The sequence below is a fragment of the Succiniclasticum ruminis DSM 9236 genome (assembly GCF_900112895.1).
Classification (GTDB): Bacteria; Bacillota; Negativicutes; order Acidaminococcales; family Acidaminococcaceae; genus Succiniclasticum; species Succiniclasticum ruminis.
On record NZ_FONL01000022.1, the window covers coordinates 1 to 26,438 of the forward strand.

Here is a 26,438-nt window from a genome sequence, read left to right on the forward strand (position 1 = left end):
GATTTCTACACCTTTCCATTTGCACAAATCTTTAAGAATCGTTCTGATATCCAAACGCAATTGGTTATAAATGATTTTTCTTCTGTATTTTGGTGTAAATACAATGTGATATTTGCATACCCACTTGGTATGTGCTAAACTATTTGCCATAGGGCAACATCCTTTCTTGTTTTAGTGACGGCTTGAACACTATCATTATACAAGAAGGATGTTGCCCTTTTGCTTAAGCATTAATCCCACCTGCGTAGCAGGTGGTTTTTGAGCCAAATCCCCTTGAGGGATTCGGCTCCCAAGCTAAAGCCATAATTAAAAGGACTGCAGCAACGCGCTGCAGTCCTCATTTTTTGAAACGCCTTATAAAACTTTTGCCTATCCGGCATTACGGAATTAACTCACACGAAATAATCCGGGCAAATCATTCCTGGATCAGAAGGAGATCTTGTCAACAAAAGTAGGTTTGCCGTCTTTTACTTCGATGATCAGAGCGGGAACGATCGGGTTGTGCTTTTCATCAAAGCTCAGCTTGCCGCCGGCAACCGGCAGGTCTTTCGTCTTGGCCATGGCTTCGGCAATCTTAGTTCCGTCTTCGCTGCCGGCGCGTTTGTAAGCGTCAGCCAGGATCAGAACGGTGTTGTAACCCATCATGGAGAAGAAATCCGGATCTTTCTGATATTTTTCTTTGAAGGCTTTGATGAACTTCTGGGTGGAAGGATCGGTATCATCCGCGCTGTACGCGCTGCTGTAATAGGTCTTGTTCAGCGCGGCTTTGCCTGCGATTTCGATCAGCTTCGGGCTGTCCCAGCCGTCGCCGCCCATCATGGGAACTTCCAGACCGATTTCACGGGCCTGTTTTACAATCTTGCCGACTTCTTCATAATAACCGGGAATATAAATCGCGTCGGGATTGGTTGCTTTCAGCTTGGTCAGACCGGCTTTGAAGTCCATGTCTTTTGCCAGATAGGCTTCTTCCGCAACGATCTTGCCTTTGAAATTTTGCTTGAAAGCTTCCGCCAGACCCTTGGAATAATCACTGGAGTTGTCGCGGTAAATCGCAACGTTCTTTACTTTCAGTTTATTGTCAGCAAAAGCTGCCATTACTTTGCCCTGGAACGGGTCGATGAAGCAGGCGCGGAAAATGAACTGACGGACTTTTCCTGCCTTGGCGTCAAACGTGATGGCATCCGCCGTAGCAGTCGGCGCTACGGAAGGAAGTTTATTGGCTGTAACGATTGGTTCCGCAGCCATGGTGCAGCCGCTGGTAGCCGGTCCTACAAAGCCGATCAGTTTGTTCTGGGTAACCAGTTTCGTAGCCGCGTTGCCGGATTCAGAAGGCTCCGACTTGTTATCGGCTTCTACGATACGCAGTTTTTTGCCGTTGATGCCGCCGGCTTTGTTGATTTCATCAACCGCCATTTTGCAACCGGACAGTGCGGACTGGCCGTAGCTTGCTACGTTGCCGGTCAATTCATAGTTCGCGCCGATCAGGGCTTCCGCCCCTTTGTTATCCGCCGCTTTTTTGTCGCCGCCGCCACCACCGCAGCCTGCAGTCATTGCCGCCAACAGAATACCTGCTACTAATACGCCTGATAATTTTTTCGTGAATTTCATAATTTCCCCTCCTTGCCCTTTTATAGCTACAATTTACCTTTCGTCCTATCCTGCTGTACATTTGCAAAGGATTTGCTTTTATTTTTTGTAACTATTTGCTTGAAATTATATTAATTACAAAAAATAGTGTCAATGTTTTTCTATGTTTTGTGTATACAATAGAGCTTTGCAGTTAAAAAAGTAACATTTTTATCAGTTTTTATACAAAAACCAGTCTGCTAAATATAAAACAGCTCCCTCTGCAGAAGCCGCGTTGTTTCTTCACTGCTTCTGTAAAGGGAACTGTAACTGTGAAATGAGTTATTCTTTCATAAAATTATATACTTTATCAATCTGTTCTTTCATCGTTCCGTCAAATTTATTCTCAAAAAACGCTCCGCCAATGGTAAAGGCCCAGGGCGAGACATCTTTTATCTCCTGCAACCGTTCATAACTGTTTACGCTGCCGGCAATACAGACCGGAACTTTCATGTTTTTTACAAAATTCCTGTTAAGAAGGGCGGCATCGCCTGTATATCTGTATCCCAGCAGATCAATACCGTAAACGCCCTTTGCAATATAGGCATTGGCTTCATTTATCATCTCTTCCAGGCTGCCTTCCAACACGGAGGGACGGCCGGTAATTTTGCCGACAAAGGGTAAATAGTTAAGATGGTTTACCCTGCAAAAATCATTCACGGAATCAAAAAATGTAGTGCCCATAAGAAAGTCACAGTTGCATGCAACCGCTTTCCGGGCGCCTTCCAGGCATTCGTTTTCACTATAAGAAACCACTTCCAGAAACGTGGTTTTCCCGCAGTCCTTCATATACGCAAATAATTTTTGCATTTGCTCCAGAGGCAGCGGCTCTTCTTTGAATCCCCAGAATTTTGCTTTGGATGTTTTACACTGGTCAAATATTTCATAGGCGTCAGTAACAGTGAGGTCATTATGAGTAAGCATGACAATCAGTTCCGGTGCGTTTCCCATAATTAAATCCTTTCTTCCACTACCTGTCCGTAATCAGATCTTTCGGGATCAGGTCGTAATCATACATAACTTCAGAATGATTATTTAAAATGAGTTCTTTATTGAGCACTTCACCCGTTGAACGGTCCGTAATTTCCCTGTAAATCTTAGAGACCCTGAAATACTTTTCATTTTCTTTTTGAAAATGATGGTCTTCCTCCACAAGGGAATATTTCCAGGGAAATTCTTTTTCACTCCGTAACTCGGCATGTAATTTTTCATCATCACACCAGACATGGAGCTGGATATTCTGGTCCGTGTTGTTTTTGAAACGGTAATCAATGTAATTATAGCTGATGGAAGTGCCCGTACTGAAGGGCACCCTTTTGCCTTCTTCCGGAGCCAGCGCATCGGAATGATGATGGAATTCAACTACTTCCAGAGGACTGTGCAGAATCATGTAATGTATGGTATTTCCCAGATTGCAAAGACCGCCGCCCAGTCCGGGAATCAACTTATTATGGATGATAACGCGCCCGTCTTTATACCCTTTCGCCTTGGTAGTTTTGCCAACCGTATGCCAAAACGAAAATATTTCATCGGGATAAATCATAATCCCGTCAATTTTCCGGCAGGCTAACCGGATGTTGACCGCCTTGTTTTCCTGAAGCCGCAAGTCAACGCCTTTGCCTCTTTTTATTAAATTGCAGCTGTAACTGGCAACCACGTTAGGCAGCAATGTATCATTGATTGTTTTGGCAAACTTTTCCTTGCTTAACAAATCCCTGATATGCCGTTTACAAATTTCTTTTTTCAAAGAAATTTCATAACAAACGGGATGGATTTCACAAAAAAGCATCTTCAAACAGCCTCCGTCTTCTGAATATCTCCCAGTCTGTGCTGATAAAATTTCGTTATTCTGTAAAGTTTAAGAATTATTTTTTCCAAATTCCGCCTGATTCCGATTTTTGTTTCTGCCTCAGCCGTCACATAATGAACAAGTATATTGGCGATTCCGCATTTATTGGCGCCGTAAATATCGATAAATATCTGGTCCCCGATGTAAACTGTTTCCTCTTTTTTTATTTCCATCATTTCTACCGCTTTCAAAAAACCTTCCGGTTCCGGTTTATTGGCATCGCACAGGTAGAGGGTATCGATATTTTTAGTAAAACGCCTGACTCTTTCCTCACTGTTATTCGTTAACAAAAGTGTTTTTAAACCCAGTTCATGAACCGTTTTAAACAGTGCATCGATTTCTTTTGTGGAATCGGCCCCATGGGGAACCAGCGTCATATCGATATCGAATATGATTCCCTTATAACTTTTTTGCACTAATTTTTGATAATCGATTGAAAATACACTATCAACATATTCATAAGGAAACAGCAGCCAGAACATTAACGTAAAGACCTTTCTCTAAAAAAATACCCCAGTACAAGCACGCAAGTATCCTTTGGAAACTTACATCACTTTGTGAACGGGGCATTGGTCCGTTCCGCATAAACGGACATTTTATGAATAATTATCATTGCTCACAATACGATTCGTTTCTGTTTCGACGGACATATCTCATTTCAAAAATGTTGCCACGTCGTGGAGGCTCTTCCGTGCCCGGGCTTTCGGCGCTTCGTCCGCGTAACCGAAAGCAAGGGCTGCCACCAGCATGCCGTGCCCCGGATTTTTCTTGTCCAGCCATTCGGAAATCTCCGGATAGGCAAAGAAGATATCGCAAATCCACAGACTGCCGATGCCCAGTTCCTGCGCCGCCAGCAGCATATTTTCAACAGCCGCCGCTACGGACTGCACATTGCATATTTCCGCTACCCGTTCATCTACAGACAAATTTCCCGCAAAGTCAATTCCTTTGCCCAGCTCATTGGACACCATCACCACCATCGGTGCTTCCCGCATCACATTCACGCTGTTAAAAGCACCGTTGATAAATCTCATGCTTTCCGGCAAAAACGGTTCGTGGGCTTTTACTTCCAGATTCAGGCCCCGTTCCATGACCCGCGCCAGTTCTTCTTTGGCATCGCCCCGTACCACCGTAAAGTGCCAGGGCTGCCGGTTTTTGGAAGAAGGAGCCGCAATGCCCGCTTCCAGAATCGTGTGCAGATCCATTTCAGATATGGAGTCTGATTTAAATTTACGGATGCTGCGACGCTCTTTGATTGCTTTTAATGCAGATACTGAAGCCTTCTTTTCGCCATCCTCCATGGTCTCATCCCTCTTTTGTGTTTTTTTCAATAACTATAGCTGTTGCAAAATCTTTTTACGCACGAAACATTTTGTTAAACAACGTGCGGGCATTCTTCGTGGTCTGCTCCGCAATATGCTCAAAACTTGTGCCCCGGACCAGGGCTGCGTTTTTGCCAACATATTCTGTCAGGCTGGGGTCGTTGCGCCGTCCCCGGAAAGGCTCCGGAGCCAGATAGGGACAATCCGTTTCCAGGACAAATAATTCTTCCGGACAGGCTGCCAGCACTTCCCGCACCTTCTTGTTATTTTTATAGGTAGATGTTCCGCCAAAACCTAAATAGTAACCGCGTTTCCACAGTTCCTTCGCCATTTCGAGGGAACCGGAATAGCAGTGGAACACTACCTTCAACTCTTTGGGAACTTCATTTTGGAAAAAGTTCAGGCAGTCGCCGTGGGCTTCCCGGTTATGAATCACTACCGGCAGGTCCAGCTGATACGCAAGGTCACACTGCTGTTTCAACCGCAGCAGCTGCACTTCCTTCGGCTCGTTTTCCTTCCAATAATAATCCAGGCCGATTTCCCCGATGGCCACCACTTTTGCATGCTCCCGGGCCAGCTGTTCCAGTCCGGCAATATAGCTTTCGTCTTTGATCCCTGCCAGATCTTCCGGATGCCAGCCTACCGCGGCATACACAAAATCATACTGCTCCGCCGTCTTCACAGAGGCAACCGACGATTCATACGTGGTGCCCTGGGTGATGACCGCCTCCATATCATTGGCAAGTCGCGCCATTACATCGGCGCGGTCTGAATCAAAACGGTTGTCGTCTAAATGTGCATGCGTGTCTATGATACCTAAACGTGACATAAGTAATCCTTTATTTTACTTTGCTGCCGCTCTTAATGTTGGGCGCGTCTGCCAGCACCAGATTCCCTTCCCCGTCGGAAGCCGCCAGCAGCATGCCGTAAGACATAATACCACGAAGCTTGGTCGGTTTCAGGTTCTTGATTACGATAACATTGCGGCCCACCAGTTCTTCCGGCGTGTAATATTGGGCAATGCCGGACACGATGGTGCGTTCCTCTTCGCCCAGCTGCACCTGGATCTTCATCAGCTTATCGGTTTTAGGCACCCGTTCCGCGGACAGAATTTTGGCAACCCGCAAATCAATTTTGGCGAAGTCGTCAATGGTGATTTCGCCTTCTGCTGCCGGGGCGGATTTTTGCGCTTCACTGCCACGGGCCGCTTCCAGCGCCGCATTCTTCACTTCGGTCGCCGTGCGCACCGCATCGTCAGCCGCCGCGCTGACCCGTGCTTTGGCAGAAGCCACGGCCGCCAGCACCGCGCCGCCCACAGCTTTGGCCGCATCACCTGCTGCCGCTACCGCGTCACTGGCCGCATCGGCCGCGGAGGTTGCTTTTTTCGCCGCCGCTTCTTTGGCCGCCAGGGCTTTCGCTTTGGCTTCTTCCGCTTTCGCCTGGGCTTCCGCTAACGCGTCAATCTTTTTGTTGTCATTCTTTTTCTCTTGTTTATTATTGGCTGCCTTGGCCGGTTCCGGATGATACTCTTCATGCTTGCCGGTTTCCGGATTGTACACTTTGCCTGCGTATTTTTTGGTAGCGCCGATGAGGGTGCGGCCGTCCGGCAGCACGTCAATACGCGGATACAGCGGTTCGCCCTTCACCACTTTGGTGCCGTCGGCAATACCGCCCCACGTTAAATCTTCCAGCAGGTTCTGTTCTTTGCATTCCAGTCCCAGCTGTCTTAAGATTTCCGGTGTGGTCCCCGGGATGAAAGGCTCGATCATCACGGCTACAAAACGCAGCACTTCCGCCAGGTTGTACAGCACCAGGTGCAGGCGGTCGGCATCGGCCGGTTCCTTGGCCAGTTTCCAGGGAGCCGTGTCATCAATATATTTGTTGGCGCTGGCCACAAGACCCCATACTGCTTTGATGGCATCATTGATTTCCAGCTTATCCATGTGTTCCTGATAAGAAGCCAGCGTAGCTTCCGTCAGTTTGACCAGATCCGTATCCACATCCTGCGCTACGGCCGGGCAGTTTTTCAGTTCGCCGTCATGATATTTTTCCACCATGCTGACAGTACGGTACAGCAGGTTGCCCAGGTCGTTGGCCAGGTCGGCGTTGATGCGGTTGATGAGGGCGTCACGGCTGAAGTTGCCATCGCTGCCCAGATTGATTTCCCGCAGCAGGAAATACCGGATAGCGTCAGCCCCGAATTCGTCAATCAGGCCGTTGGGGTCCACCACGTTGCCGATGGATTTGCTCATCTTGGTGCCATCCACTACCAGCCAGCCATGGCCGTATACTTTTTTCGGAATGGCTTCGCCCATGGCCATCAGCATGATGGGCCAGATGATGGAATGGAAACGCACGATTTCCTTGCCCACCAGATGAATGTCCGCCGGCCAGTACTTGTTGAACATCTCCTCGTCCGCTTTATAACCGATGGCGGTCATGTAGTTCAGCAGGGCATCGAACCATACATACACAACATGCTTGGGATCGAAGGGCGCCTTGATACCCCAGTCAAAAGAAGTGCGGGTTACGCAGAGATCTTCCAGTCCCTGTTTGATAAAGTTAATCATTTCGTTGCGGCGGGCCACCGGCTGGATGAAATCCGGATGCTCGTCAATATATTGCAGCATGCGGTCCGCGTACTTGCTCATCTTGAAGAAATAGCTTTCTTCCTGCATCTTCTCTACGGGACGGCCGCAATCCGGGCAGTTCCCGTCTACCAGCTGATGTTCGGTCCAGAAAGATTCGCAGGGCACGCAGTACCAGCCTTCGTAATTTTTCTTGTAAATATCGCCTTTATCGTAAATCTGCTGCATCACCGCCTGCACCACTTTTTCGTGACGCTCCTGGGTGGTGCGGATAAAATCGTCGTTGGAAATCTCCAGCCGTTTCCACAGGCTCTGGAACGTGGCCACGATTTTATCTACATATTCAATCGGGGTGATACCCAGATCTTCCGCTTTGCGCTGGATCTTCTGTCCGTGCTCGTCGCTGCCGGTAAGGAAAAATACATCTTCTCCTTTAGCCCGGTGATAACGGGCGATGGCATCCGCTACCGTAGTGCAGTAGGCGTGACCGATATGCAGTTTTTCACTGGGATAATAAATCGGCGTGGTAATAAAAAACGGTTTCTTTTCCATGATATGCCCTTCTTCCTTTTAATATAGGTATCTGCGTTGCAGAAGTGTTAACTGTTTATTAAAAATTTTTTCTTTCTCGCTCACCGGATTATTCAGCAAACAGAAAAATTCGCAAACAGAAAAATTTATCTACATTTTATATTTTACTCTTTTTCCTGCTCCTGAATCAAGCGGTTATATAAATCCCGTTTGGGAATTTTAAACTGTTTCGCAACTTCGCTAAGAGCTTCCTTCTTGGGAACGCCTTGCGCGATTTTTTCCTTTACTGCGTCCAGCGGGTCTTTAATTTCCTCTTCATCAGGCGGTTTCTCTTCCGCCTGGGCAATGACCAGAACAAACTCGCCCCGGGGAGGATTTTCCTTCAAATAGAATATTGCCTGGGAAATAGTCCCCCTCCAGAATTCTTCGTGCAGCTTGGTCAGTTCCCTGCCGAACGCCATCTGCCTGTCGCCCCATACTGCCAGAATTTCTTCCAGCACATCTGCGATCCGATGAGGCGCTTCATATAATACGATGGTCGCAGGAATCTGTTTCCATTTTTCCAGCTGCTCTTTCCGGTTTTTTTTGCTTTTCGGGAGAAACGCTCCGAAAAAGAACGGCGTGGACGGAAGTCCAGAAGCAACCAGGGCAGTGAGGCAGGCATTGGCCCCCGGCACCGGTGTGACGGTAATGCCGTTTTCAATGGCCAGCTTCGCCATGGCCTCCCCCGGATCGGAAATTCCCGGGAAGCCCGCATCGGTTACCAGCGCCACATTGTTTCCCTGCAGCAGTTCCTGCAATAATACAGGTCCTTGTTTCTCTTTATTGTTTTCATCGTAATGGATCAGCTTTCCCTTTATGGAAAAATGGTTCAGCAACTGCAACGTGCGCCGGGTGTCTTCCGCCGCAATTAAATCAGCGTCCGTAAGCACCTGCACCGCCCGCGGCGTCATGTCACCCAGGTTTCCGATAGGGGTAGCTACTAAATATAATGTGCCTGGCATAAGGTCTCCAAATAATTTTTTATAAAAGGATTTTATTCTTTTTCCATTTGTTTCTTCGCCTGCTCTGTCAGCGATCCGTCTTCATTGTACATAATCAGCGGCGGCAGCACTTCCAGACCGTAGCTTCCGTTTTTTACCATTTCCAGCAAAAAGATCCAGGCCGGTTTGTCCACGGAAGCATGTACCCACTGCAGTTTTTTCGGTTGTAGATTATATTTTATGGCCAGCTCCATGGATTCCATAAACCTTTCCGGCAGCTGCACCAGGGCAAAACGCCCCCGGCTGTGCAGCGCATAACCGGCAGCCGCAAAGAAATCTTCCAGCACCGCTGTTTTTTCATGGCAGGCGCTTGTGCCTATGGCCCGTTCCCTGCCGCTGTTGCGGTAAGGCGGATTGGCAACGACCAGATCAAACGATTCTGTAGGACAAAAACTTTTTATTTCTTTGATATCCCATTCCAAGGCACGGACGCGCGATTCAATCCCATTTGCTTCCGCGCTGCGGTTGAACAGTTCCACCATCCGGGGATTCACGTCCAGCCCTGTCACTTCCGCCGCGCCCCGGGCTGCCAGATAAAAACTGACGGCCCCGGTCCCGCAGCCTAATTCCAGCACCTTTGCCTTATTGGCCAAATGGGGAAAGTGGGCCAGAAAGACGGAATCGGTCGTAAAGGTAAACTCCGCCGGATCCTGATAGATTTTATATCCGCACCCCGGCAGGTAATCTTCTCTGATTTTGTTCATTTCATCTGCTCGTATGCATTAATTTAAACTCGTACAACAATCCGCAAGCAATGTGAGGTCTGACTGATAAATTTTTAATCGTCATCCATGGCCTGGGACGCATCAATCAGTTCATCCCATTCCAATGTAACCACATTGTCGCGGGAAAGCTGCACGGTGGCGGTATGTTTGGCTTTGTTCACCGTGGTGACCTTGCCCTTGCCCATGCTGGTAGCCACCATGGTCCCGACCTGGGGCGCTTCTGCATATTCCTTCTTGGGCCGGCTGCCTTTGCCCTTTTCTTTGGCATACAGATAATCTTCATATTTAAGACAGCACATCAGGCGCCCGCAGCTGCCGGAAATTTTGGTGGGATTCAAAGACAGGTTCTGATTCTTCGCCATACGGATGGACACCGGTTCAAAATCACCCAGCCAGCTGGCGCAGCACAAGGGCCGGCCGCAGCTGCCGATGCCCCCTACCATCCGGGCTTCGTCCCGTACACCGATCTGCCGCAGTTCGATGCGGGTGCGGAACACGGAAGCCAGGTCTTTCACCAGTTCCCGGAAATCTATACGCCCGTCTGCCGTAAAATAGAAAATGATTTTATTGACATCAAACGTAAATTCCACGTCTACCAGGTTCATCTCCAGTCCGTGACGCTCAATCCGGCGCTGGCAGATATTGAAAGCCTCCCGCTCCCGGACCATGTTCTGGTTCACCGTTTCCTCGTCTTCCGGCGTAGCCTTGCGGATAATAGGTTTCAGCGGATTTTTCAGCTGTTCTTCCGGAATCTCCCGGGTACCGATGGACACCGTTCCGAATTCCATGCCCCGGGCCGTTTCCACGATAACATGATCCCCCGGCACAAGCTCTGTCTCCAGCGGATCGAAATAATATATCTTACACGTTTTCTTAAAACGGATTCCTACAACTTTTTTCATGCTATATTCTCCCTTCGCAGCATGTATTTATCTTAAATGTCATATTGTCCAGCACGCTTTTGGTATTAGCCCGCCGCACCGCGGCTGCCGCTGCTTCCTGTGCTGCTTCCGTTGCCCGGTGCAGCCGTCCTGCCTCCCATTTCCCCGCTATTTTCCGCAATTGGGGAAGCGCATCTGTATTAAAAACCTGATCCGGCAGGCCGCTCTTTACAAACAGCAGATCACGCAGCAGTGAAACCGTCATGGTCACAAAACGCTGGAGCTGCTCGTTGCCTCCGGATGAGGGAATAAAATCAGAAAAATAATCTTCATTCAGCAGATAGGTCATGGGCGCCTGCATGGGAAACTCCGCCACAAATTTCAACGCGGCGTTGCGGAAGTCCATGATCCGTTCTTCCCGGAACCGGAGCGCCTGTCCTAACGACCCATCGGACAGATGCGCCAGCAGGTCCGCTTCGGCCTCGGGAATTTCTTTATTCAGTAATGCGTTTTTTGTTTCCTGCACAGACAGCGGCGTAAACCGCACCTGGATCACCCGGGATAAAATTGTGGGAAGGAGGCGGCTTACCGAAGAGGCTGCCAGAATAAAAAACCATTTGTCCGGCGGTTCCTCCAAAAGCTTCAGCAGCGAATTGGCCGCTTCCGTGTTCATCGTGTCCGCTTCGTTAATAATGCAAATTTTATGTTTTGAAAGCGTAGGACCAAAAGCAGACTGTTTAATCAGGCTGCGGATCTGGTTTACGGAAATGATTTTTGTTTTTTTCTTTTCCTGTTCCTCGTCTGTCATGGGATCAAAATACAGATAATCCGGATGGGCAAAGTTGCCGGTTTCGAAGTTCAGCAGGCGGCAGGACTCACAACGGTTGCAGGGTCTGGCTTCCTGCGGAGAACCCAGGCACAGGAAAGCTCTGGCAAATTCTTTTGCCAGCAGGCACTTGCCGATTCCCTCCGGTCCGTAGAACAACAACGCGTGAGGCCGTTCCTCCCGGTTTAAGAACCGTTCCAGAAAATCTTTATTCTGTTGATGTCCTACGATTTGGTCAAACATATTGCACCTGTTAGCAAATATGATTTACAGGTTGCGAAAAGAATTCGCAAAACCGTACATGATTGCTATTCCATGGATTCATTCGCCTATGGCTTCGAAACTCGGGACTACGTCCCTCAGACAGTCTCGCCATGACGGCGAATTTCTTCGCATGGAATGTCGCAATCATTCCCGATGTTTTGCTCATATCTTTTCCTAACCTATAAACTCATCTTTTCTATTTAAAAACCCGCTTCTACTAATATTTTCCGTATATCTTCCTGTACTGCTTCCGCAGGCTGCAGCGCATGTACTTTTTTAACACGTGCCGGTTCAGCATTCGCCAGCAGCAGAAATCCTTCCCGCACTTTTTTCTGGAAGTCCAGGCCTTCCTGTTCAAAACGGTCCTGCACACCCCGGTCCGCCCTGCGCTGTAACAAGGCTTCCGGCGCGGCGTCCAGCAGAATCGTCAGTTCCGGCTGCACGTTGTCCGCGGCAAATTTACAAAGATCTTGTACTTTAGCAATCTCAATACCACGGACAAAGCCCTGGTACACCAGAGTAGAATCCGCAAAGCGGTCACAGAGCAAAATTTTACCTGCTTCCAGCGCGGGCCGAATCACTTTTTCCACATGCTCCGCCCGGGCTGCCAGATATAACAGCGCTTCCGTCCTCGGATTCACAGCAGCGTCCGCATCCAGCACCACGTTACGGATCCGTTCCGCCAGCTTCGTGCCGCCCGGTTCCCGGGTGGTCACCACTTCATAGCCCCGGTCCAACAGATACCGGGCCGTCAGCTGCAGCTGGGTAGTCTTGCCGCTGCCGTCTACCCCCTCCATCGTAATGAAACAACCTTTTTTCATAATCTGCACCTCTGTTTGACAGGTTATTCTTCCAGCACCCTCACTGTCTGCAGTGAAGTGTCCGCCGGACCGCTGACAGGCAGTCCCTGCTGTTTCATCAGACAACACCATTCAATAATTTTATCTGTAAACCGCTCCCCGGGCAGAATCACGGGAATGCCCGGCGGGTAAAAGCTGACCGGCTCGGCACAGATCAGGCCGGCCGCCCCAGAAAGCGGAACCGCTTTCTTTTTCCCGTAAAATACGGTACGCATCGGCAGGGCAGCTTCTGTTACCGGAATCTCTGCCTGTTGCGCCTTTTCTCTTTCCGCCGCTTCGTTTTCCAACGCCCTGACCCGTTCCACGGATCTTGCTTCCAGCGGGTTCAGCGACGGACGAAGCTTCTGCAAGGTTCTGCAGATCCGGTTCACCGTATCCTGCCACTGCACCGGTGCCCAGTCCGCGTACGTCACAAGGAACAAAACGTTCTGTGGATCCACCAGTTCCACGGCTACTTTCTCTTTGCGCAGGGCTTCCCCGGCGGCAACACCGCTGACGCCCCATTCTTTCAGATTTATGGTTACCTTTGTTATATCCAAAGCGGAAATTCCGTACCTGCCTGCCACATCTTCCGGACGGATCACCCTCAGACCCGGAATCTTCTCCAGTCCAAGGCGTAAAAGCCCCGCCGCCCGCAACGCATCTTCCAGCATGGCAGGCCCCCGCTCCGCCAGCTGGGCCCGGGCCGCGTCCAGGGAACCCATCAGCAGATAGTTGGGGCTTGTGGTTGTAAGAAGGCTCATTACATCCGCCGCATGACGCAGATCGATTCGTGTTCCCTTCACATGTAATAAAGAACTCTGGGTCAGCGCCCCTAAGATTTTATGGGTGCTCTGGGCTGCCATATCCGCTCCGCACTGCATGGCAGAAGGCGGGAATTTGTCATGAAAGCCCAAATGGGGACCGTGCGCTTCATCCACCAGCAGCACCGCATTATGAGCGTGGGTAATCCCGGCAATCTGTTTTACTTCCGCTGCCATGCCGAAATAATTGGGAGACGTCAGCAGCACCGCTCTGATATCCGGATGCGCTGTAAACGCTTCTTTCACCTGTTCCGGCGTGACCTGGCCCTGCATGCCAAACTCTTTTATGTACGCAGGCTGCACATATACCGGCACCGCGTCTGCCAAAATCAGCCCGCCCATTACACTGCGATGGGCATTCCGGGGAACCAGCACTTTATCGCCCGGCTGCAACGCCGTCATCAGCATGGCATGGATAGCGCCCGTTGTCCCGTTCACCGAATAGAAGCAGGCATCACTGCCGTATAACTTTGCCGCCTCTTCCTGTGCAACTTTGATGCAGCCGGAAGGCGCGTGTATATCGTCCAGCTCGCTCATAAGGGAAACGTCCAGCCGCAACGCGGTGGAACCCAGCAACGAACGCAGCGGATCCGCCATACCCCGGCCGCCTTTATGGCCCGGTGTATGCAGCGGGTACACCTGCTCCTGCAGATAGCGTTCCATAGCCTCCACTAACGGTTGTTTCACGACGTCCTCCCGGATAAAGCCTTTAAAATTCATACTTTGACAGTACTCTTTATTTTACCATATTATAGGAAAACGTCCAAGATTTTTGTTGAATTGTATTGACATAAGAAAAAGTCCGGTACTATACTATAAGAAGTTTTTAAAGTATATATAAGGAGTTTATCATGGCTGACAAAAAGAACCCCTCTCAGGTTAATGACAAGGCAAGAGAAATCATTGAAGAAAGCCGTAAGCAAAGCAACGGCAAACAGTTTATCCTTTGGATGGCCGCGCTGGTAATCGGCGGCGCGCTGGGCTGGATGAACAATCCCTCCCTGAACGAACTGTTCAACTTTATTGCTACAATCTTCACCCGCATGTTCCAGTTTATCGCCGTGCCCACCATTGCGCTGGCGGTTATCACCACCCTGTCGGCACTGGGCGCCAAAAAAGATACCAAGCGCATCTTCGCCCACACGCTGGTTTATACATTACTGACCACCATCTGCTCCGCTGCCGTAGGGCTGGCTTTATATCTCTGGATCGCCCCGGGCAACCTGCCTGCCGACGTGGTAGGCGCAGGAGCGGCGCAGGTCCCCCAGAATTTAGGCAAGCTTTCCTACTATGATCATTTCCTCTCTGTAGTTCCCAATAATATTTTATATCCCTTCCTGTCCGGCAATGTGCTGTCCGTACTGTTCATCGCCGCTGCGGTCGGCCTGGCTCTGGCCTTTATGCCGAAAACGGAAAACCGGGAAGTGCTGCTGAAAGGCATCAACGGCCTGCAGGAAGTTTTGTTCACCCTGATCCGCGCCATCCTGTATGTGCTGCCTGTCGGCATTTTAGCGTTTGCCGGCCAGCTGGCTGCCCAGATTGAAGCCGGCGTCATCGTAGGCGCGCTGGGCAAATACACGGCCGTTGTCATCGGCGGCAACCTGCTCCAGTTCTTCATCGTGCTGCCGCTGTTCCTGCTGGCCCGGGGCCTGAACCCGGTGGATATCATGAAAAAGATGTCCCCGGCCCTGGCGGTTGCGCTGTTTACCAAAAGTTCTGCCGCTACCCTGCCGGTAACCCTGGCTTCCGCCGAGCAGAATGTGAAAGTCAACCCCCGGGTATCCCGCTTCGTGCTGCCCATCTGCACCACCATCAACATGAACGGCTGCGCCGCTTTCATTCTGGTTACTTCCTTGTTCGTGATGCAGAACTCCGGCATGAACCTGACCATGGGCGCCATGATTTCCTGGCTGTTTGTAGCCGTGCTGGCCGCCATCGGCAATGCCGGCGTTCCCATGGGTTGCTACTTCCTGACCCTGTCCCTGATGAGTTCGGTCGGCGCGTCCATCGGCATCATGGGCGTTATCCTTCCGATTTACACGATCATTGACATGATCGAGACCGCGGAAAACGTGTGGTCCGACTCCTGCGTCTGCGCCATGACCAACAAAGACCTGAAAGGCGTGCTGGAAGAAGACTGATTAACGAAGTATTAACTGGATAATTAAAAATATGAAGTACCGGCTGCGAGTATTTGCAGACCGGTACTTTTTTGTTTTGATTTTTTAATTTGTCTTACAGCATTTCACTTCATCAGATAAAATTAAGCGGGAAATGTATTATTACGGCGTATGGTTTTCCGGATGAACAGCAGGCGCAAAAACAAAATCAGCGCAGAGGCAAACAAGCCGATGTCCAGACTCTGCCAGTAGGAATACGGACCGTGGTCCAGCCTGTAATCCAGGAAAAGGCCCAGTGGCATGCAGATGACCCAGTAAGCGATAAGACTGGAATAGAACGGTGCGTTGACATCCTTATATCCCCGCAGGATTCCCTGGATAGGGGCGGCCACGGCGTCGCCCATGATAAAAAAGCAGCCGTAGACAATAAACCGGACACAAACTTCAATAACCTCCGGCTCGGTTACGTACATACTGGCAATGGGATAACGCAGCAGATAGCAGAGAAACGGAAGAGCCAGGGCGCAGGTCCAGTTAAAAGCCAGCCCAGCATTCGCGTATTGTTCGGCATTAGTCCAGCGCCGGGCGCCGGCTTCGATGCCGATAAGGATGGTCATGCTCATGGAAACGCTCAGCGGAAGCATATAAACAAAACCGGCGAAGCTCATGGATGCCTGACTGGCGGCAATGGCAGCCGTGCCGAACCGCGCGACAAGGAAAGCCACCACGCCGAAGATGCTGGTTTCCATGAAAATAGACAACCCGATAGGCATGCCGATACGCAGATACTCCATTAAAAGGGCTTTCGAAAAACGGATTTGGTTATTACCGCCGGAGCCGTTAAAAGAAGATTCCGCGTTTTTCATCGACGTGTCGGAGGCTTCCGTGCTGCCAGAAGGTTCCCTGAGTATTTTTACGTTGCGGTACAGGGGATGGCAGCGGATAATCAGCGTGAACATCCCGAACAGAAGCCAGCAGGTAATACCGGTTCCGATGCCGGCGCCGATACCGCCCAGCGGCGGCAACCCCAGTTTCCCGAAAATCAGAATATAATTCAGGATGATATTGAGGGGCAGGGTTGCCAGATAGACCTGCATGGTAAGGCGCGTTCCGCCCAGGGTATCGATAAAGGAACGCAGCACGGTTCCCATGAAAAAGGGGATGATACCGATGCCGATACCTGCCAGATAGTATTTGGCAATATAAGCCACCCGCGGTTCCAGGCCCAGGCTCCGGATAAACGGATCCAAAAAGCAGAAACCTGCCGCAAAACACAAACAGGAAAAGAGCAGGGCCAGTAAAAGCCCGTGCCGGATTACCCGCCCCGTCTCCTGCTTTTTTCCTGCTCCCAGGAGATGAGCGGTAAGCGGCGTGGCAGCGATTAAAATTCCGTTTACCGTTGTAAATACAGGCATCCACAGGTTTGTTCCGATGGAAGTGCCTGCCAGTTGTTCCGCGCCGGCGCGCCCGCTCATAACCGTATCAACAAAATTCATTCCCATGATCGCTATCTGGGTAATGAGGATGGGTATCATGACGCTGAAAAAGTGGCGGAACTTTGCCCGGGCATCATCCCCGAATAATTTTTGTTTAAGAGACATGTCTGTTTTTATATTCATTCTCTTGCCTGTCAAAAATGACACTGTACTGTTTGAAATTCCGTTTTTTACATTATAGCATGATTTTTATCATTCATTAATAACACATTAACAACACGCCGCAAAGAAACAACCGGGGACAGGATCATCACGGATACAGACAAAGAAGCAATAAAAAAGGCGCGTCGTTTTCACAATACATGTGATAACCACGCGCTTTTCAACTTTTTACAACCCGGTAAAAAGTGTGCTTTTCGATGGTGGAGATGAAGAGGATCGAACTCTCGACCTTACGGATGCGAACCGTACGCTCTCCCAGCTGAGCTACATCCCCACTAAAAGATTACTTTACTATATTACGCCAACTTGTCAAAAAAAGCAAGAGGAATTTCAGATTCTTTTTAATTTTTCTTCGTTCTCCTGCTTTTAAATCTGTGCGTTCCGGTGATAGTGCTTACTATGTTTCCCGCTCGTACCGGTTTTTACATAGCGCGTATTACCGGTTTCAGAACGACCGAAAGCAGCAATAAAATAACAGGCTGGTGCAGCAGGTAAATCAGAAGGGAATGCCGTCCCGGAATTTCAAACAAGGGAATGCCGTTTGCAAAACCGTCAGGCAGAGTTTGCGTTCTTTCTAACATAAGCCTGCACAAAAAATATCCTGCCAGAAACAGAAAATACCAGGGCAGCAGCGAAAAATAATCTGTCGAGAAAAAATTTTTATCCTGAAAGCCCAGAAAAGTCGCAAGCATCCCCTGCTCATACCAGGCTTCCGGCAATCTGAACAGAACAATCCCCTCAAATCCCAGCGTTTCTTCATTAATGTTGCGCAGCAGGAAAAAGAGCAGGCTCGTCAGCAACAGTCCGGTCTTGCCGGAACAGTTACGCAGTAACGGCATGAGCGCTGTCGTCAACAGCATGGCACAGCCCAGGAAAAACAGCACGCCGAAAATAATCGGGCTTTCCGGGGTAAACAGAAAGGTGGAAACAGTGACAAGAATACCAGCTGCCAATAGTATAAGCCCCCGTTTACAGGATGCAAACCCGGACGAATCTTCTTTTTTCAGTCCCATGCAGAACCCACTGATCAGGATAAATGCCCAGCAGATGCTCTGCTGCCAGACATGCCCGGCCGTTCCCTGAAACCAGGGCCATTCAAAATGGTAAAGATTCACCAAATCCCAGCAGGCGTGGAATAAAATCATACTCACCACGGAGATACCCCGGAGTGTGTCTAATAACCGGTAACGCATTGAAAAACTCCTGTGTTCCGAAACGCTTTGATATCATTTTTTTCATTATATCATAATATCATACTCCGGCTAAACACAGTTAAACAAAAACGACAGCGTCTTCCACAGAAAACGCTGCCGTTCTGATTTACAATTTATTATTTTGCCATCATCCGTGCAATCTGCTGGGCTAACGCAGCCGGATCGTCCGGGATCATGCCGTCCAGCAACAGGGCCTGGTCAAAGAGCAGGGCGCAGAAATCTTTAAAGTCCTGACTGTCCTTGCCCTGATCGTGGGCTTCCTGCAATTTGGCAAACAGCTTGTGTTTCGGGTTCAGTTCCAGAATCCGCTGGGCCTTGAACATGGGGGCATTGGCCATGGCAAAAGCCTGCTCCATGGCGAAGCTGGGGCCATATTCCCCGGCCACTAGGCAGACGGCGCTGTCCTTCAGCCGGTTGGTCAGCTTCACTTCGTTGACTTTTTCTCCCAGCACTTCCTTGAAATCTTTCAGCAGGGTCTCATTGTCTTTGGCGATGTCTTCCGTTTCTTTCTTGCTGGTTTCGCTTTCCACGTCTCCCAGATCCAGATCGCCCCGGCTCAGGGACTGGAACTTTTTGCCTGCGTATTCCTGCAGCGCTTCCAGGCAGAACTCGTCCACCGGATCCAGCAGGAACATCACTTCAAAACCTTTGTCCTTCACCGCTTCCATCTGGGGCAGGTGTTCGATGGCCTCTTTGTCTTTACCGGTTGCGTAGTAAATGGCCTTCTGGCTTTCCGGCATGCGGTCGGTGTATTCCTTCAGTGTGCAGAGTTTGCCTTCCTTGCTGGTCATGAACAGCAGCAAATCCGCCAGCTGGTCCTTTTTAGTGTCCGGATCGTACACGCTGTTATATACGCCGGCTTTTAAGGAACGTCCATACTCGTTCCAGAATTTTTCATATTTTTCCCGTTCTTTGGCCAGCATATCCGCCAGCTGCTTCAGGATATTTTTCTCCAGGTTGCGGCCGATCACTTTGATGGTGTGGTTCTGCTGCAATAATTCCCGGGAAATATTCAGGGACAGGTCCGGGGAATCCACCAGACCTTTGACGAAGCGCAGGTAGTCCGGCAGCAGGTCTTTGCATTTTTCCATAATAAATACGGAACGGGAGAAGAGCTGCAGGCCCGGTTCATATTCCTGGAAATACAGGTTGGCAGGAGCCTTGCCCGGAATGTACAGCAGCGCCGTGTATTCCACGGTGCCCTCTGCCCGGGTGTGGTAATACCACATGGGGTCTTCCCATTCGTGGAACTGGTGCTTGAAGAATTCGTTGTACTCTTCCGCCTTGATGGAACTCTTGTTCCGTTTCCACAGCGGGGTCTGGGAGTTCAGGGTCTTGTCTTCTGTTTTTTTAACAGGCGGCAGCTTGTCGTCGATGTCGCCTTTATCGTTGCGGGCCGGTTCTTCCGTGGTTTCTTCCATTTTAATAGGATAGCGGATATAATCGGAATATTTTTTCACCAGGCTTTCCAGTGTCCAGTAACTGGTCATATCCTGTTCCGCCCCTTCGCCTGCATAGGCTTCGCCCAGCTGCAGGGTGATGCTGGTACCGTGTTTTTCCACTTCGCAGGGTTCGATGGTATAAGTGCCGTCAGCGGCAGATTCCCACTTCCAGCCTTCTTTTTCCCCGGCCTTGCGGGTTATCAAAGTCACTTTATCCGAAACCATGAACGCGGAATAGAAACCTACGCCGAACTGACCGATCAGGTCTTTGGTGGTAGCGTCGGTTTTCGCTTCCTTGCCGGCTTCTTCCTCTGCCTTTTTCGCAATCTTGTTAGCCTCTTCCAGTTTGGCCAGGAACTCCTTGGTACCGGACTGGGCGATAGTGCCGATGTTTTTGATTACTTCTTCTTTGGTCATGCCGATACCGTTATCCGTAATGGTGAGGGTCTTTGCCTTTTCATCCGGGGTCAGGCGGATCACAAACTCGCTGTCCCCTTCCAGCAGGTCACTATGGGTGAGGGAAGCAAAACGCAGCTTGTCAATGGCATCGCTGGCGTTGGAGATCAGTTCACGCAGAAAAATCTCGTGGTTGGTGTAAATGGAATTAATCATTAAGTTCAGCAGTTGTTTGGTCTCGGCCTGAAACTCAAACTTTTCTTTTTCCATGATATAAACACTCCTTTTATATGATTTAAGTTAAAAACAGATTGATGTTGGCACTCTTTTGTTCAGAGTGCCAACCAGCATACATATAATACCACGCTTGCAAAGAAAAGTCAAAAAGTCAACAGGGTTTTTCACAGAATTTTACTTTTTTGTAATACGATACGGCAAAAATGAAGTACCGTATTACTAAAATCGCGAGCCTGATATTACGTTCCATCTCTGATCATGTACAATTCTTCTCACTTCATTATTAATAATGTAAGACCCTATAATCCCAGTGCCAATGCCTGTTTCACAAAAAAGTCTTACAGTCTTACATTTTTTCCGGCAGATATAGATTATGAAATTGAAATTTAATTCATATAACGGGCGCGCATATACGTACAGGATTATTTATCTTCTCTCTGTAAAAATGTAAGACTGTAAGACTTTGGGAACAAACCCGCATGGTTATCAGTTTCTCAAGTCTTACATTTGTCTTACAATCTTACATTCCGGCCATGCTTCAGACAGCCGGATCTTATTTAAGAGAAAGCGCCGCCAATACTAAAAACCAGTATAGCGGCGTTTTTGTTTTATATTATATTACAATATATCGATCAATTCCCCTGCCAGCGCCTTGTTGATACTGCGGACCGCACAGAATTTTCCGCACATGCTGCAGGTATCGCTGTGGTCGTCTTCCGGGGCGCGGCTGGCCCGGACAGCTTTGGCGGTCTCCGAATCGATGGCTTCCTTCCATTGGGCTTCCCAGTCTAATTTCCGGCGGGCGTCTGCCATCCGGTCGTCCTGTTCCCTGGCGTGGGGGATGCCTTTGGCAATATCCGCCGCATGGGCTGCAATTTTACTGGCGATGATACCCTGTTTTACGTCTTCCACATTAGGCAGGGCGAGATGCTCCGCCGGAGTCACATAGCATAAAAACGCCGCTCCTGACATAGCTGCCACTGCGCCGCCGATGGCTGCCGTGATATGGTCGTACCCCGGCGCGATATCCGTAACCAGCGGTCCCAGTACATAAAAAGGCGCTCCCTTGCAGATGGTCTGCTGGACTTTCATATTGGCCGCGATCTGGTCCAGGGGCACATGGCCCGGGCCTTCCACCATCACCTGCACATCCTTTTCCCAGGCCCGCTGGGTCAATTCGCCCAGACGCACCAGCTCTTCAATCTGGCACTGGTCGGTAGCATCCGCCAGACATCCCGGACGGCACGCATCACCCAGGCTGATGGTCACATCGTGTTCCCGGCAGATTTCCAGAATTTCATCATAAAACTCGTAAAAAGGATTTTCCTCCCCTGTCATGCTCATCCAGGCAAAAACCAGACTACCGCCCCGGCTCACCAGATTCATTTTGCGTTTGCCGGCCCGGATCTGCTCGATGGTTTTCCGGGTGATGCCGCAGTGCAGCGTCACAAAATCCACGCCGTCTTCCGCGTGAAGGCGCACTACGTCAATAAAATCTTTCGCAGTCAGGGTATTCAGATCACGCTGGTAATGGATGACCGCATCGTACACCGGCACCGTGCCGATCATGGCGGGGCATTCCCGGCAAAGTTTCTGCCGGAAAGGCTGGGTGTTGCCATGGCTGGACAGGTCCATGATGGCTTCCGCCCCCATGTTCACAGCGCTCATTACCTTTTTCATTTCAATATCGTAATCCTTGCAGTCCCGGCTGACGCCCAGATTTACATTGATTTTTGTTTTAAGCATGCTGCCGATACCGTTGGGGTCAAGACTTTTATGCAGCGGGTTGGCCGGAATCACAAGTGTACCTTTTGCCACCCTCTCCCGGATAAACTCCACGGACCGGTCTTCCTTAGCAGCTACCTTTTCCATCTCCGGCGTGATAATATTTTTTCGCGCTGCTTCCATCTGTGTGTAATACTCTTTTCCCATGCTTTGCTCCTTTCAGCAAAATCGTCTGGATCTCGCTTCACGTTTTCTCTACAATTTCTGAAAAAAACTACAGGCAGTATCCTCATCGGACACTGCCTGCAATTATTGTTTGCAACTTTTACGTAAAACGTTCTGACATTCCTACGTTGGCATTATCCAAATCAGGTCCCGGGTCGAGCCTTGCGGCTCCTCTCAGCGAATCGCTCCCCGTGTCAAATTCATATGTAATTTTAATGATTCAATTATTTGGTTTCAGTTTCAGAAAAGCATTCTGCAAAACCGTCACTGAAAACTTCGTACTAGAAGCTGCCGCCACCGCCGCCGTGACCTCCAGTGCCACCACTGCTGCTGCCTCCGCCACTATTGTTCGATTTGGCTTTCGGTACTACGGCCGTATGGGTATACAGGTATCTGTCATTGCCGCCTAACAGGTTGAACGTATCCCGTTTCAGGTACTGACCTGCGGATACTGCGTTGGTTACGTTGCTCATGGAATTCACCATGCTCTTCTTCACACTGCCGCCGAACAACAGTGAAAGCAGGCCGGCAATCCCCGCAGCGCCGAAGCTGAAAGCATTGGACGGATCGTAGGCTTCCCCGTTCTTTTCATAATAGCTCATCAGCTCGTCGACTTTACTTCCATATTTGTTGAAAGCCGATGCATAATTTCCTTTTTTCAGGTCATTGATAAACGCATCCTTCAATTCTCCAGTGACGACTTTATCAAGAATCTTGGTCCGCATGGCAGAATCCGTGGTGATATGCCACTTCCGGTTATCCATGCTGATCACCATCAGGATACTGCCTTTGGGCGCGTTGGCAAAATATTGGTCCTGCACCGACTGCGCGTAATCCCGAATATTCATCCCCTGGGTGGATTTCACCGTCAGAACCGCGCAACGAATCCCATGTTTGGTTTCAATCTGCCGCAGGTTGGACAGAAGGTTGGTCTTATCAACCGGTTTTACCAGAGCCGCGCCATCCACAAAACTGGGATACTGCTGTCCCGCGGCCGTCGTGGCTGCAAACCCGGTGGAAACAGTCAGTAACAGGGAAACCAGCAAAGTCACTACCGCAAAAATTTTCTTCATGATCTGCCGCCTCCCCTCAACCGATTAAGAATTTCGCAATGAAATAAATGATGGGCAACGGTATCAAAGTAGCCAGCGCCTGATATTTCGTCGCTTTACCCTTGTCCCAGGGCAGGCTGCCGATAAATTTACCGGTCTGCCCATTCATCATAAAGGTGTAAGGCTGGTTATTGTAGCGGGTAGTCAGGATCCATACCGGAACCAGGGCGTATTTCACGCTGCCCACATCTTTTCGGACCGCACAGGATTCCATCTGATGGCGCATATAGCCTGTCACCGTTTCATCCAGCACGCCGGCCGCGCTGTGCTCTACGCGCTTATCTGCCCGGGGTACGCTGGCTTCCGCGGAAACATCATATTTATCTGCCAGGTAGCCGGTCAGGTATGCCGTGGTGAAGGGAACCATCTCGCTGTAATCGAAAGGTTCGATGCTTTCCATATAGGCATCGTCCATCTTCTCGCTGCCGTCCACCGGAATCCGTTCGAACTTCATGGTGCCGATGCGCTCCACGTCATAGACGCTGGTTTCCGTAACAATTGCGTCCGGCGTGTCAATGACCAGATCATTTTCCGCTTTGAAGACCGCCGACGCCGTAACCTCGGAATCGAACAGCCAGAACGGCACGTACATGGGCTGGATATCTTCCACACGGTTGTTGGCCGTAAACGCGTCCGGCAAAAGCTTCCGCCCTTCATAGAATTTCTTCAGGGCTTCCACCGCCTCTTCTTTCGTCTTTTTGAACGGAATGACGTAGTCCGGCTTCAACATTCCCTTAAACCGGGAGGGAATCATGGTGGGGTTGCCACAATAACAACATTCCGTCGCAATCGTATTTTCATCGCAGACCAGTTCCGCGCCGCAGGAAGAGCAGGTAAAGGTCTTCAGGTATGCGGATTCGTCTTCCGTGAATTCGCTGCCTGCATGCTCCGTGTCCCATTTCGCTTCCTTGGCTTCTGCTTCCTGCGCCGCCCGTTCTTCCTGCCTGGAAAACATTTCTTCAATGGTCTTGACCTCGAATTCCGTACCGCAGTACTCACAGGTCACTTTATCATTGCCGGGCAGAAAACTCAGCGGGGCGCTACAGTTTGGACATTTGTAGCTAACAGATGTATCCGCCATAATGTCACCTCGATTCCTTTTTATGCGGAAATACTATTTCCGCTGCACAAAACTACAAATTATAAATAATATATAAATAAAGGATAGGCTCTCTTTATATTATTTCTTTTCCGGTACGGGAATCACGTTGCATCCCATATACTTGCGCAATACTTCCGGTACCACTACGCTGCCGTCTGCCTGCTGGTAATTTTCCAGGATAGCGGCCACGGTACGGCCCACTGCCAGGCCGGAGCCGTTCAGGGTATGCACGAATTCCGGTTTGGACTTGGCGTCCCGGCGGAAACGGATGTTGGCGCGGCGTGCCTGGAAATCCAGGAAGTTGGAGCAGGAAGAAATTTCCCGGTAGCGGTTGGCCTGAGGCAGCCATACTTCCAGATCATAGGTGGTAGCGCTGGAGAAGCCCAGGTCGCCGGTGCACAGCCGTACTACATGGTAAGGAAGGCCTAACAGCTGCAGCGCATGTTCGGCATTGTTGGTCAGGCTTTCCAGTTCGTCCCAGCTCTGTTCCGGACGAGTGAATTTAACTAATTCCACCTTATTAAACTGATGCTGGCGAATCAGGCCGCGGGTATCCTTGCCCGCGCTGCCGGCCTCGGCGCGGAAGCAGGCGCTGTAGGCGCAGTACCGCAGCGGCAGTTCGTCGCCGTTCAGGATCTCGTCACGGTGCAGATTGGTGATGGGAACTTCCGCCGTAGGAATCAGGTACATGTCCATGCCCTGCAGCTTGAACATGTCTTCCGCGAATTTCGGCAGCTGGCCGGTACCCTGCATGCTGTCGGCATTTACAATAAAGGGCGGGAAAAATTCCGTATATCCGTGCTGGGAGGTATGCAGGTCCAGATAGAAGTTTATGACGCTGCGCTCCAGCCGGGAACCCAGGCCCTTGTACACCGTAAAGCGGGCTCCGGAAATTTTATGGCCCCGTTCAAAATCCAAAATCCCCAGCTTCTCACCGATATCCCAGTGGGACAGCGGTTCAAAATCAAACTTGCGGGGTTCGCCCCATTTCCGCACTTCCGGGTTATCCGCGTCGCTCTTGCCAATAGGGCAGTCATCCGCAGGCACGTTGGGAATAGCCAGCATGATTTCCTTCAGGCGGGCTTCAATTTCACGGAGACGGGCATCGTCCGCCGCAATTTTATCACCGATGGCGCGCACTTCCGCCATTTTTTCTTCCGCGTTTTCGCCGGCTTTTTTCAGTTTACCGATTTCCTTGGAAGCTGTATTCCGTTCATTTTTCAGCACTTCGACCTGCTGGGTCACTTCCCGGCGTTCTTTATCCAATGCCAGAAACTCATCCAGATTCAGTTCCCCGTTACGGTTATGAACGGCTTCAATTACTTTTTCGGGATTTTCCCGCACAAACTTCATGTCTAACATGTCGATCTTTCCTCCAGATTGTTTGATATACTTCAATAAAATATTGTATAAAACCATACTGCGCACCGGCACTTCCGTTTATTCAACACAGTGCCTGCCGCCGCATAAAAAACGGCATAGCTATACAGGATAATTATAACAAATTGATTACAGGACGGTCAAGAATAAACAAGCTAAAATCACCGTCCAGGCGCACAGGCTCTTTAATCGCTTCCACCCCTTCAAGGGGTGGTTCGCTTAGCCCTATAAGGGCCCAACACAGGCCAGCGCCTAAATGACGCTGGCTTTCACTTTGTTCAAGCCGCAGTGGTATGACTACTTGCTACCCTTAAAAGGGTCTTCGTATTCTTTACTGAATAACGAATCTTCCATTTGATCCATCTTATCCTGTTCCCGGATATATTTCTGTATGGTTTGCGCATTCAGCCCTACCGTACTAACGTAATATCCGGTTGCCCAGAATTTTCGATTTCCAAATTTATATTTCAGATTCGCATGTCGTTCAAATATCATCAGTGAACTTTTTC

Annotated in this window: 23 protein-coding genes, 1 tRNA gene and 1 riboswitch; of the genes, 1 reads left to right on the forward strand and 23 read right to left on the reverse strand. The window is 49.8% G+C overall.

Annotated elements, in window-relative coordinates; all coding sequences use genetic code 11:
- The 14 genes from BM159_RS10535 to BM159_RS10605 all read right to left on the reverse strand — a co-directional run.
- A partial coding sequence (locus tag BM159_RS10535; protein ID WP_143089438.1) for a transposase occupies positions 1-150 on the reverse strand: 150 nt, incomplete at its 3' end.
- A 276-nt stretch (positions 151-426) separates the two neighbouring features.
- Positions 427-1,608: an ABC transporter substrate-binding protein gene (locus BM159_RS10540; protein WP_093914194.1), complete on the reverse strand. Its 1,182-nt coding sequence runs from the start codon at positions 1,606-1,608 to the stop codon at positions 427-429.
- A 300-nt stretch (positions 1,609-1,908) separates the two neighbouring features.
- Complete coding sequence (locus tag BM159_RS10545) at positions 1,909-2,577, reverse strand: beta/alpha barrel domain-containing protein (RefSeq protein ID WP_093914195.1); 669 nt, start codon at positions 2,575-2,577, stop codon at positions 1,909-1,911.
- A 19-nt stretch (positions 2,578-2,596) separates the two neighbouring features.
- Complete coding sequence (locus BM159_RS10550) at positions 2,597-3,415, reverse strand: VanW family protein (protein ID WP_093914196.1); 819 nt, start codon at positions 3,413-3,415, stop codon at positions 2,597-2,599.
- 2 nt (positions 3,416-3,417) lie between these two features.
- Positions 3,418-3,957, reverse strand: a complete 540-nt coding sequence (locus tag BM159_RS10555; protein WP_093914197.1) for a YqeG family HAD IIIA-type phosphatase — start codon at positions 3,955-3,957, stop codon at positions 3,418-3,420.
- A gap of 171 nt (positions 3,958-4,128) precedes the next feature.
- Positions 4,129-4,776 (reverse strand): nitroreductase family protein, encoded by a 648-nt coding sequence (locus BM159_RS10560; protein WP_093914198.1) that lies wholly within the window; start codon positions 4,774-4,776, stop codon positions 4,129-4,131.
- A gap of 55 nt (positions 4,777-4,831) precedes the next feature.
- Positions 4,832-5,626, reverse strand: a complete 795-nt coding sequence (locus BM159_RS10565) for a TatD family hydrolase (protein WP_093914199.1) — start codon at positions 5,624-5,626, stop codon at positions 4,832-4,834.
- Positions 5,627-5,636: 10 nt separating this feature from the next.
- Complete coding sequence (gene metG / locus BM159_RS10575) at positions 5,637-7,937, reverse strand: methionine--tRNA ligase (protein ID WP_245763709.1); 2,301 nt, start codon at positions 7,935-7,937, stop codon at positions 5,637-5,639.
- Between the two features lie 143 nt (positions 7,938-8,080).
- Positions 8,081-8,920 carry a 16S rRNA (cytidine(1402)-2'-O)-methyltransferase gene (gene rsmI, locus BM159_RS10580; RefSeq protein WP_093914200.1) on the reverse strand — a complete coding sequence of 280 codons (840 nt, stop codon included), beginning with the start codon at positions 8,918-8,920 and terminating at the stop codon, positions 8,081-8,083.
- Positions 8,921-8,952: 32 nt separating this feature from the next.
- Positions 8,953-9,663 carry a tRNA1(Val) (adenine(37)-N6)-methyltransferase gene (locus tag BM159_RS10585; RefSeq protein WP_093914201.1) on the reverse strand — a complete coding sequence of 237 codons (711 nt, stop codon included), beginning with the start codon at positions 9,661-9,663 and terminating at the stop codon, positions 8,953-8,955.
- Between the two features lie 74 nt (positions 9,664-9,737).
- The gene (locus BM159_RS10590; RefSeq protein WP_093914202.1) at positions 9,738-10,586 is read right to left on the reverse strand and encodes a PSP1 domain-containing protein; all 849 of its coding nucleotides are present in this window, start codon (positions 10,584-10,586) and stop codon (positions 9,738-9,740) included.
- 1 nt (position 10,587) lies between these two features.
- On the reverse strand, positions 10,588-11,634 hold the full coding sequence (locus tag BM159_RS10595; RefSeq protein ID WP_093914203.1) for a DNA polymerase III subunit: 1,047 nt from the start codon (positions 11,632-11,634) through the stop codon (positions 10,588-10,590).
- Between the two features lie 221 nt (positions 11,635-11,855).
- Positions 11,856-12,476, reverse strand: coding sequence for a dTMP kinase (gene tmk / locus BM159_RS10600; RefSeq protein WP_093914204.1), 621 nt, complete (start codon positions 12,474-12,476; stop codon positions 11,856-11,858).
- Positions 12,477-12,499: 23 nt separating this feature from the next.
- Positions 12,500-14,038, reverse strand: coding sequence for an aminotransferase class I/II-fold pyridoxal phosphate-dependent enzyme (locus BM159_RS10605; RefSeq protein WP_093914205.1), 1,539 nt, complete (start codon positions 14,036-14,038; stop codon positions 12,500-12,502).
- Positions 14,039-14,169: 131 nt separating this feature from the next.
- Between BM159_RS10605 and BM159_RS10610 the strand changes: the two genes are divergently transcribed.
- Complete coding sequence (locus tag BM159_RS10610) at positions 14,170-15,459, forward strand: dicarboxylate/amino acid:cation symporter (protein ID WP_093914206.1); 1,290 nt, start codon at positions 14,170-14,172, stop codon at positions 15,457-15,459.
- Between the two features lie 122 nt (positions 15,460-15,581).
- On the opposite strand, the gene BM159_RS10615 is transcribed toward BM159_RS10610, so the two are convergent.
- The 9 genes from BM159_RS10615 to BM159_RS10655 all read right to left on the reverse strand — a co-directional run.
- Positions 15,582-17,039 carry an MATE family efflux transporter gene (locus BM159_RS10615; protein WP_177206016.1) on the reverse strand — a complete coding sequence of 486 codons (1,458 nt, stop codon included), beginning with the start codon at positions 17,037-17,039 and terminating at the stop codon, positions 15,582-15,584.
- Between the two features lie 255 nt (positions 17,040-17,294).
- A tRNA-Ala gene (locus tag BM159_RS10620) sits at positions 17,295-17,370 on the reverse strand.
- A 148-nt stretch (positions 17,371-17,518) separates the two neighbouring features.
- A complete protein-coding gene (locus BM159_RS10625) occupies positions 17,519-18,289 on the reverse strand; it encodes a heparan-alpha-glucosaminide N-acetyltransferase (protein WP_093914208.1) in 771 nt (256 codons plus the stop codon).
- A 137-nt stretch (positions 18,290-18,426) separates the two neighbouring features.
- Positions 18,427-20,418: a molecular chaperone HtpG gene (gene htpG / locus BM159_RS10630; RefSeq protein ID WP_093914209.1), complete on the reverse strand. Its 1,992-nt coding sequence runs from the start codon at positions 20,416-20,418 to the stop codon at positions 18,427-18,429.
- A 585-nt stretch (positions 20,419-21,003) separates the two neighbouring features.
- Entirely contained in the window at positions 21,004-22,317 is a 1,314-nt protein-coding gene (gene thiC / locus BM159_RS10635) for a phosphomethylpyrimidine synthase ThiC (RefSeq protein WP_093914210.1), read from the reverse strand.
- Between the two features lie 121 nt (positions 22,318-22,438).
- Positions 22,439-22,537, reverse strand: a riboswitch (TPP riboswitch).
- A gap of 79 nt (positions 22,538-22,616) precedes the next feature.
- Positions 22,617-23,408: a TPM domain-containing protein gene (locus tag BM159_RS10640; protein ID WP_093914211.1), complete on the reverse strand. Its 792-nt coding sequence runs from the start codon at positions 23,406-23,408 to the stop codon at positions 22,617-22,619.
- A gap of 16 nt (positions 23,409-23,424) precedes the next feature.
- Positions 23,425-24,528 (reverse strand): TFIIB-type zinc ribbon-containing protein, encoded by a 1,104-nt coding sequence (locus tag BM159_RS10645; RefSeq protein WP_093914212.1) that lies wholly within the window; start codon positions 24,526-24,528, stop codon positions 23,425-23,427.
- Between the two features lie 99 nt (positions 24,529-24,627).
- Positions 24,628-25,911, reverse strand: a complete 1,284-nt coding sequence (gene serS / locus BM159_RS10650) for a serine--tRNA ligase (protein WP_093914213.1) — start codon at positions 25,909-25,911, stop codon at positions 24,628-24,630.
- Between the two features lie 315 nt (positions 25,912-26,226).
- On the reverse strand, positions 26,227-26,438 hold a 212-nt coding region (locus tag BM159_RS10655; RefSeq protein ID WP_177206017.1), incomplete at its 5' end, for a transposase.

What these genes read in the sequence shown, in the direction of transcription:
- BM159_RS10595 (WP_093914203.1), bottom strand. Translation starts at nt 11,634, where the DNA reads ATGTTTGACCAAATCGTAGGACATCAACAGAATAAAGATTTTCTGGAA.
- serS (WP_093914213.1), bottom strand. Translation starts at nt 25,911, where the DNA reads ATGTTAGACATGAAGTTTGTGCGGGAAAATCCCGAAAAAGTAATTGAA.
- metG (WP_245763709.1), bottom strand. Translation starts at nt 7,937, where the DNA reads ATGGAAAAGAAACCGTTTTTTATTACCACGCCGATTTATTATCCCAGT.
- BM159_RS10645 (WP_093914212.1), bottom strand. Translation starts at nt 24,528, where the DNA reads ATGGCGGATACATCTGTTAGCTACAAATGTCCAAACTGTAGCGCCCCG.
- BM159_RS10590 (WP_093914202.1), bottom strand. Translation starts at nt 10,586, where the DNA reads ATGAAAAAAGTTGTAGGAATCCGTTTTAAGAAAACGTGTAAGATATAT.
- BM159_RS10550 (WP_093914196.1), bottom strand. Translation starts at nt 3,415, where the DNA reads ATGCTTTTTTGTGAAATCCATCCCGTTTGTTATGAAATTTCTTTGAAA.
- BM159_RS10555 (WP_093914197.1), bottom strand. Translation starts at nt 3,957, where the DNA reads ATGTTCTGGCTGCTGTTTCCTTATGAATATGTTGATAGTGTATTTTCA.
- tmk (WP_093914204.1), bottom strand. Translation starts at nt 12,476, where the DNA reads ATGAAAAAAGGTTGTTTCATTACGATGGAGGGGGTAGACGGCAGCGGC.
- htpG (WP_093914209.1), bottom strand. Translation starts at nt 20,418, where the DNA reads ATGGAAAAAGAAAAGTTTGAGTTTCAGGCCGAGACCAAACAACTGCTG.
- BM159_RS10545 (WP_093914195.1), bottom strand. Translation starts at nt 2,577, where the DNA reads ATGGGAAACGCACCGGAACTGATTGTCATGCTTACTCATAATGACCTC.
- BM159_RS10560 (WP_093914198.1), bottom strand. Translation starts at nt 4,776, where the DNA reads ATGGAGGATGGCGAAAAGAAGGCTTCAGTATCTGCATTAAAAGCAATC.
- BM159_RS10610 (WP_093914206.1), top strand. Translation starts at nt 14,170, where the DNA reads ATGGCTGACAAAAAGAACCCCTCTCAGGTTAATGACAAGGCAAGAGAA.
- thiC (WP_093914210.1), bottom strand. Translation starts at nt 22,317, where the DNA reads ATGGGAAAAGAGTATTACACACAGATGGAAGCAGCGCGAAAAAATATT.
- BM159_RS10625 (WP_093914208.1), bottom strand. Translation starts at nt 18,289, where the DNA reads ATGCGTTACCGGTTATTAGACACACTCCGGGGTATCTCCGTGGTGAGT.
- BM159_RS10605 (WP_093914205.1), bottom strand. Translation starts at nt 14,038, where the DNA reads ATGAATTTTAAAGGCTTTATCCGGGAGGACGTCGTGAAACAACCGTTA.
- BM159_RS10540 (WP_093914194.1), bottom strand. Translation starts at nt 1,608, where the DNA reads ATGAAATTCACGAAAAAATTATCAGGCGTATTAGTAGCAGGTATTCTG.
- BM159_RS10615 (WP_177206016.1), bottom strand. Translation starts at nt 17,039, where the DNA reads ATGTCTCTTAAACAAAAATTATTCGGGGATGATGCCCGGGCAAAGTTC.
- rsmI (WP_093914200.1), bottom strand. Translation starts at nt 8,920, where the DNA reads ATGCCAGGCACATTATATTTAGTAGCTACCCCTATCGGAAACCTGGGT.
- BM159_RS10565 (WP_093914199.1), bottom strand. Translation starts at nt 5,626, where the DNA reads ATGTCACGTTTAGGTATCATAGACACGCATGCACATTTAGACGACAAC.
- BM159_RS10640 (WP_093914211.1), bottom strand. Translation starts at nt 23,408, where the DNA reads ATGAAGAAAATTTTTGCGGTAGTGACTTTGCTGGTTTCCCTGTTACTG.
- BM159_RS10585 (WP_093914201.1), bottom strand. Translation starts at nt 9,663, where the DNA reads ATGAACAAAATCAGAGAAGATTACCTGCCGGGGTGCGGATATAAAATC.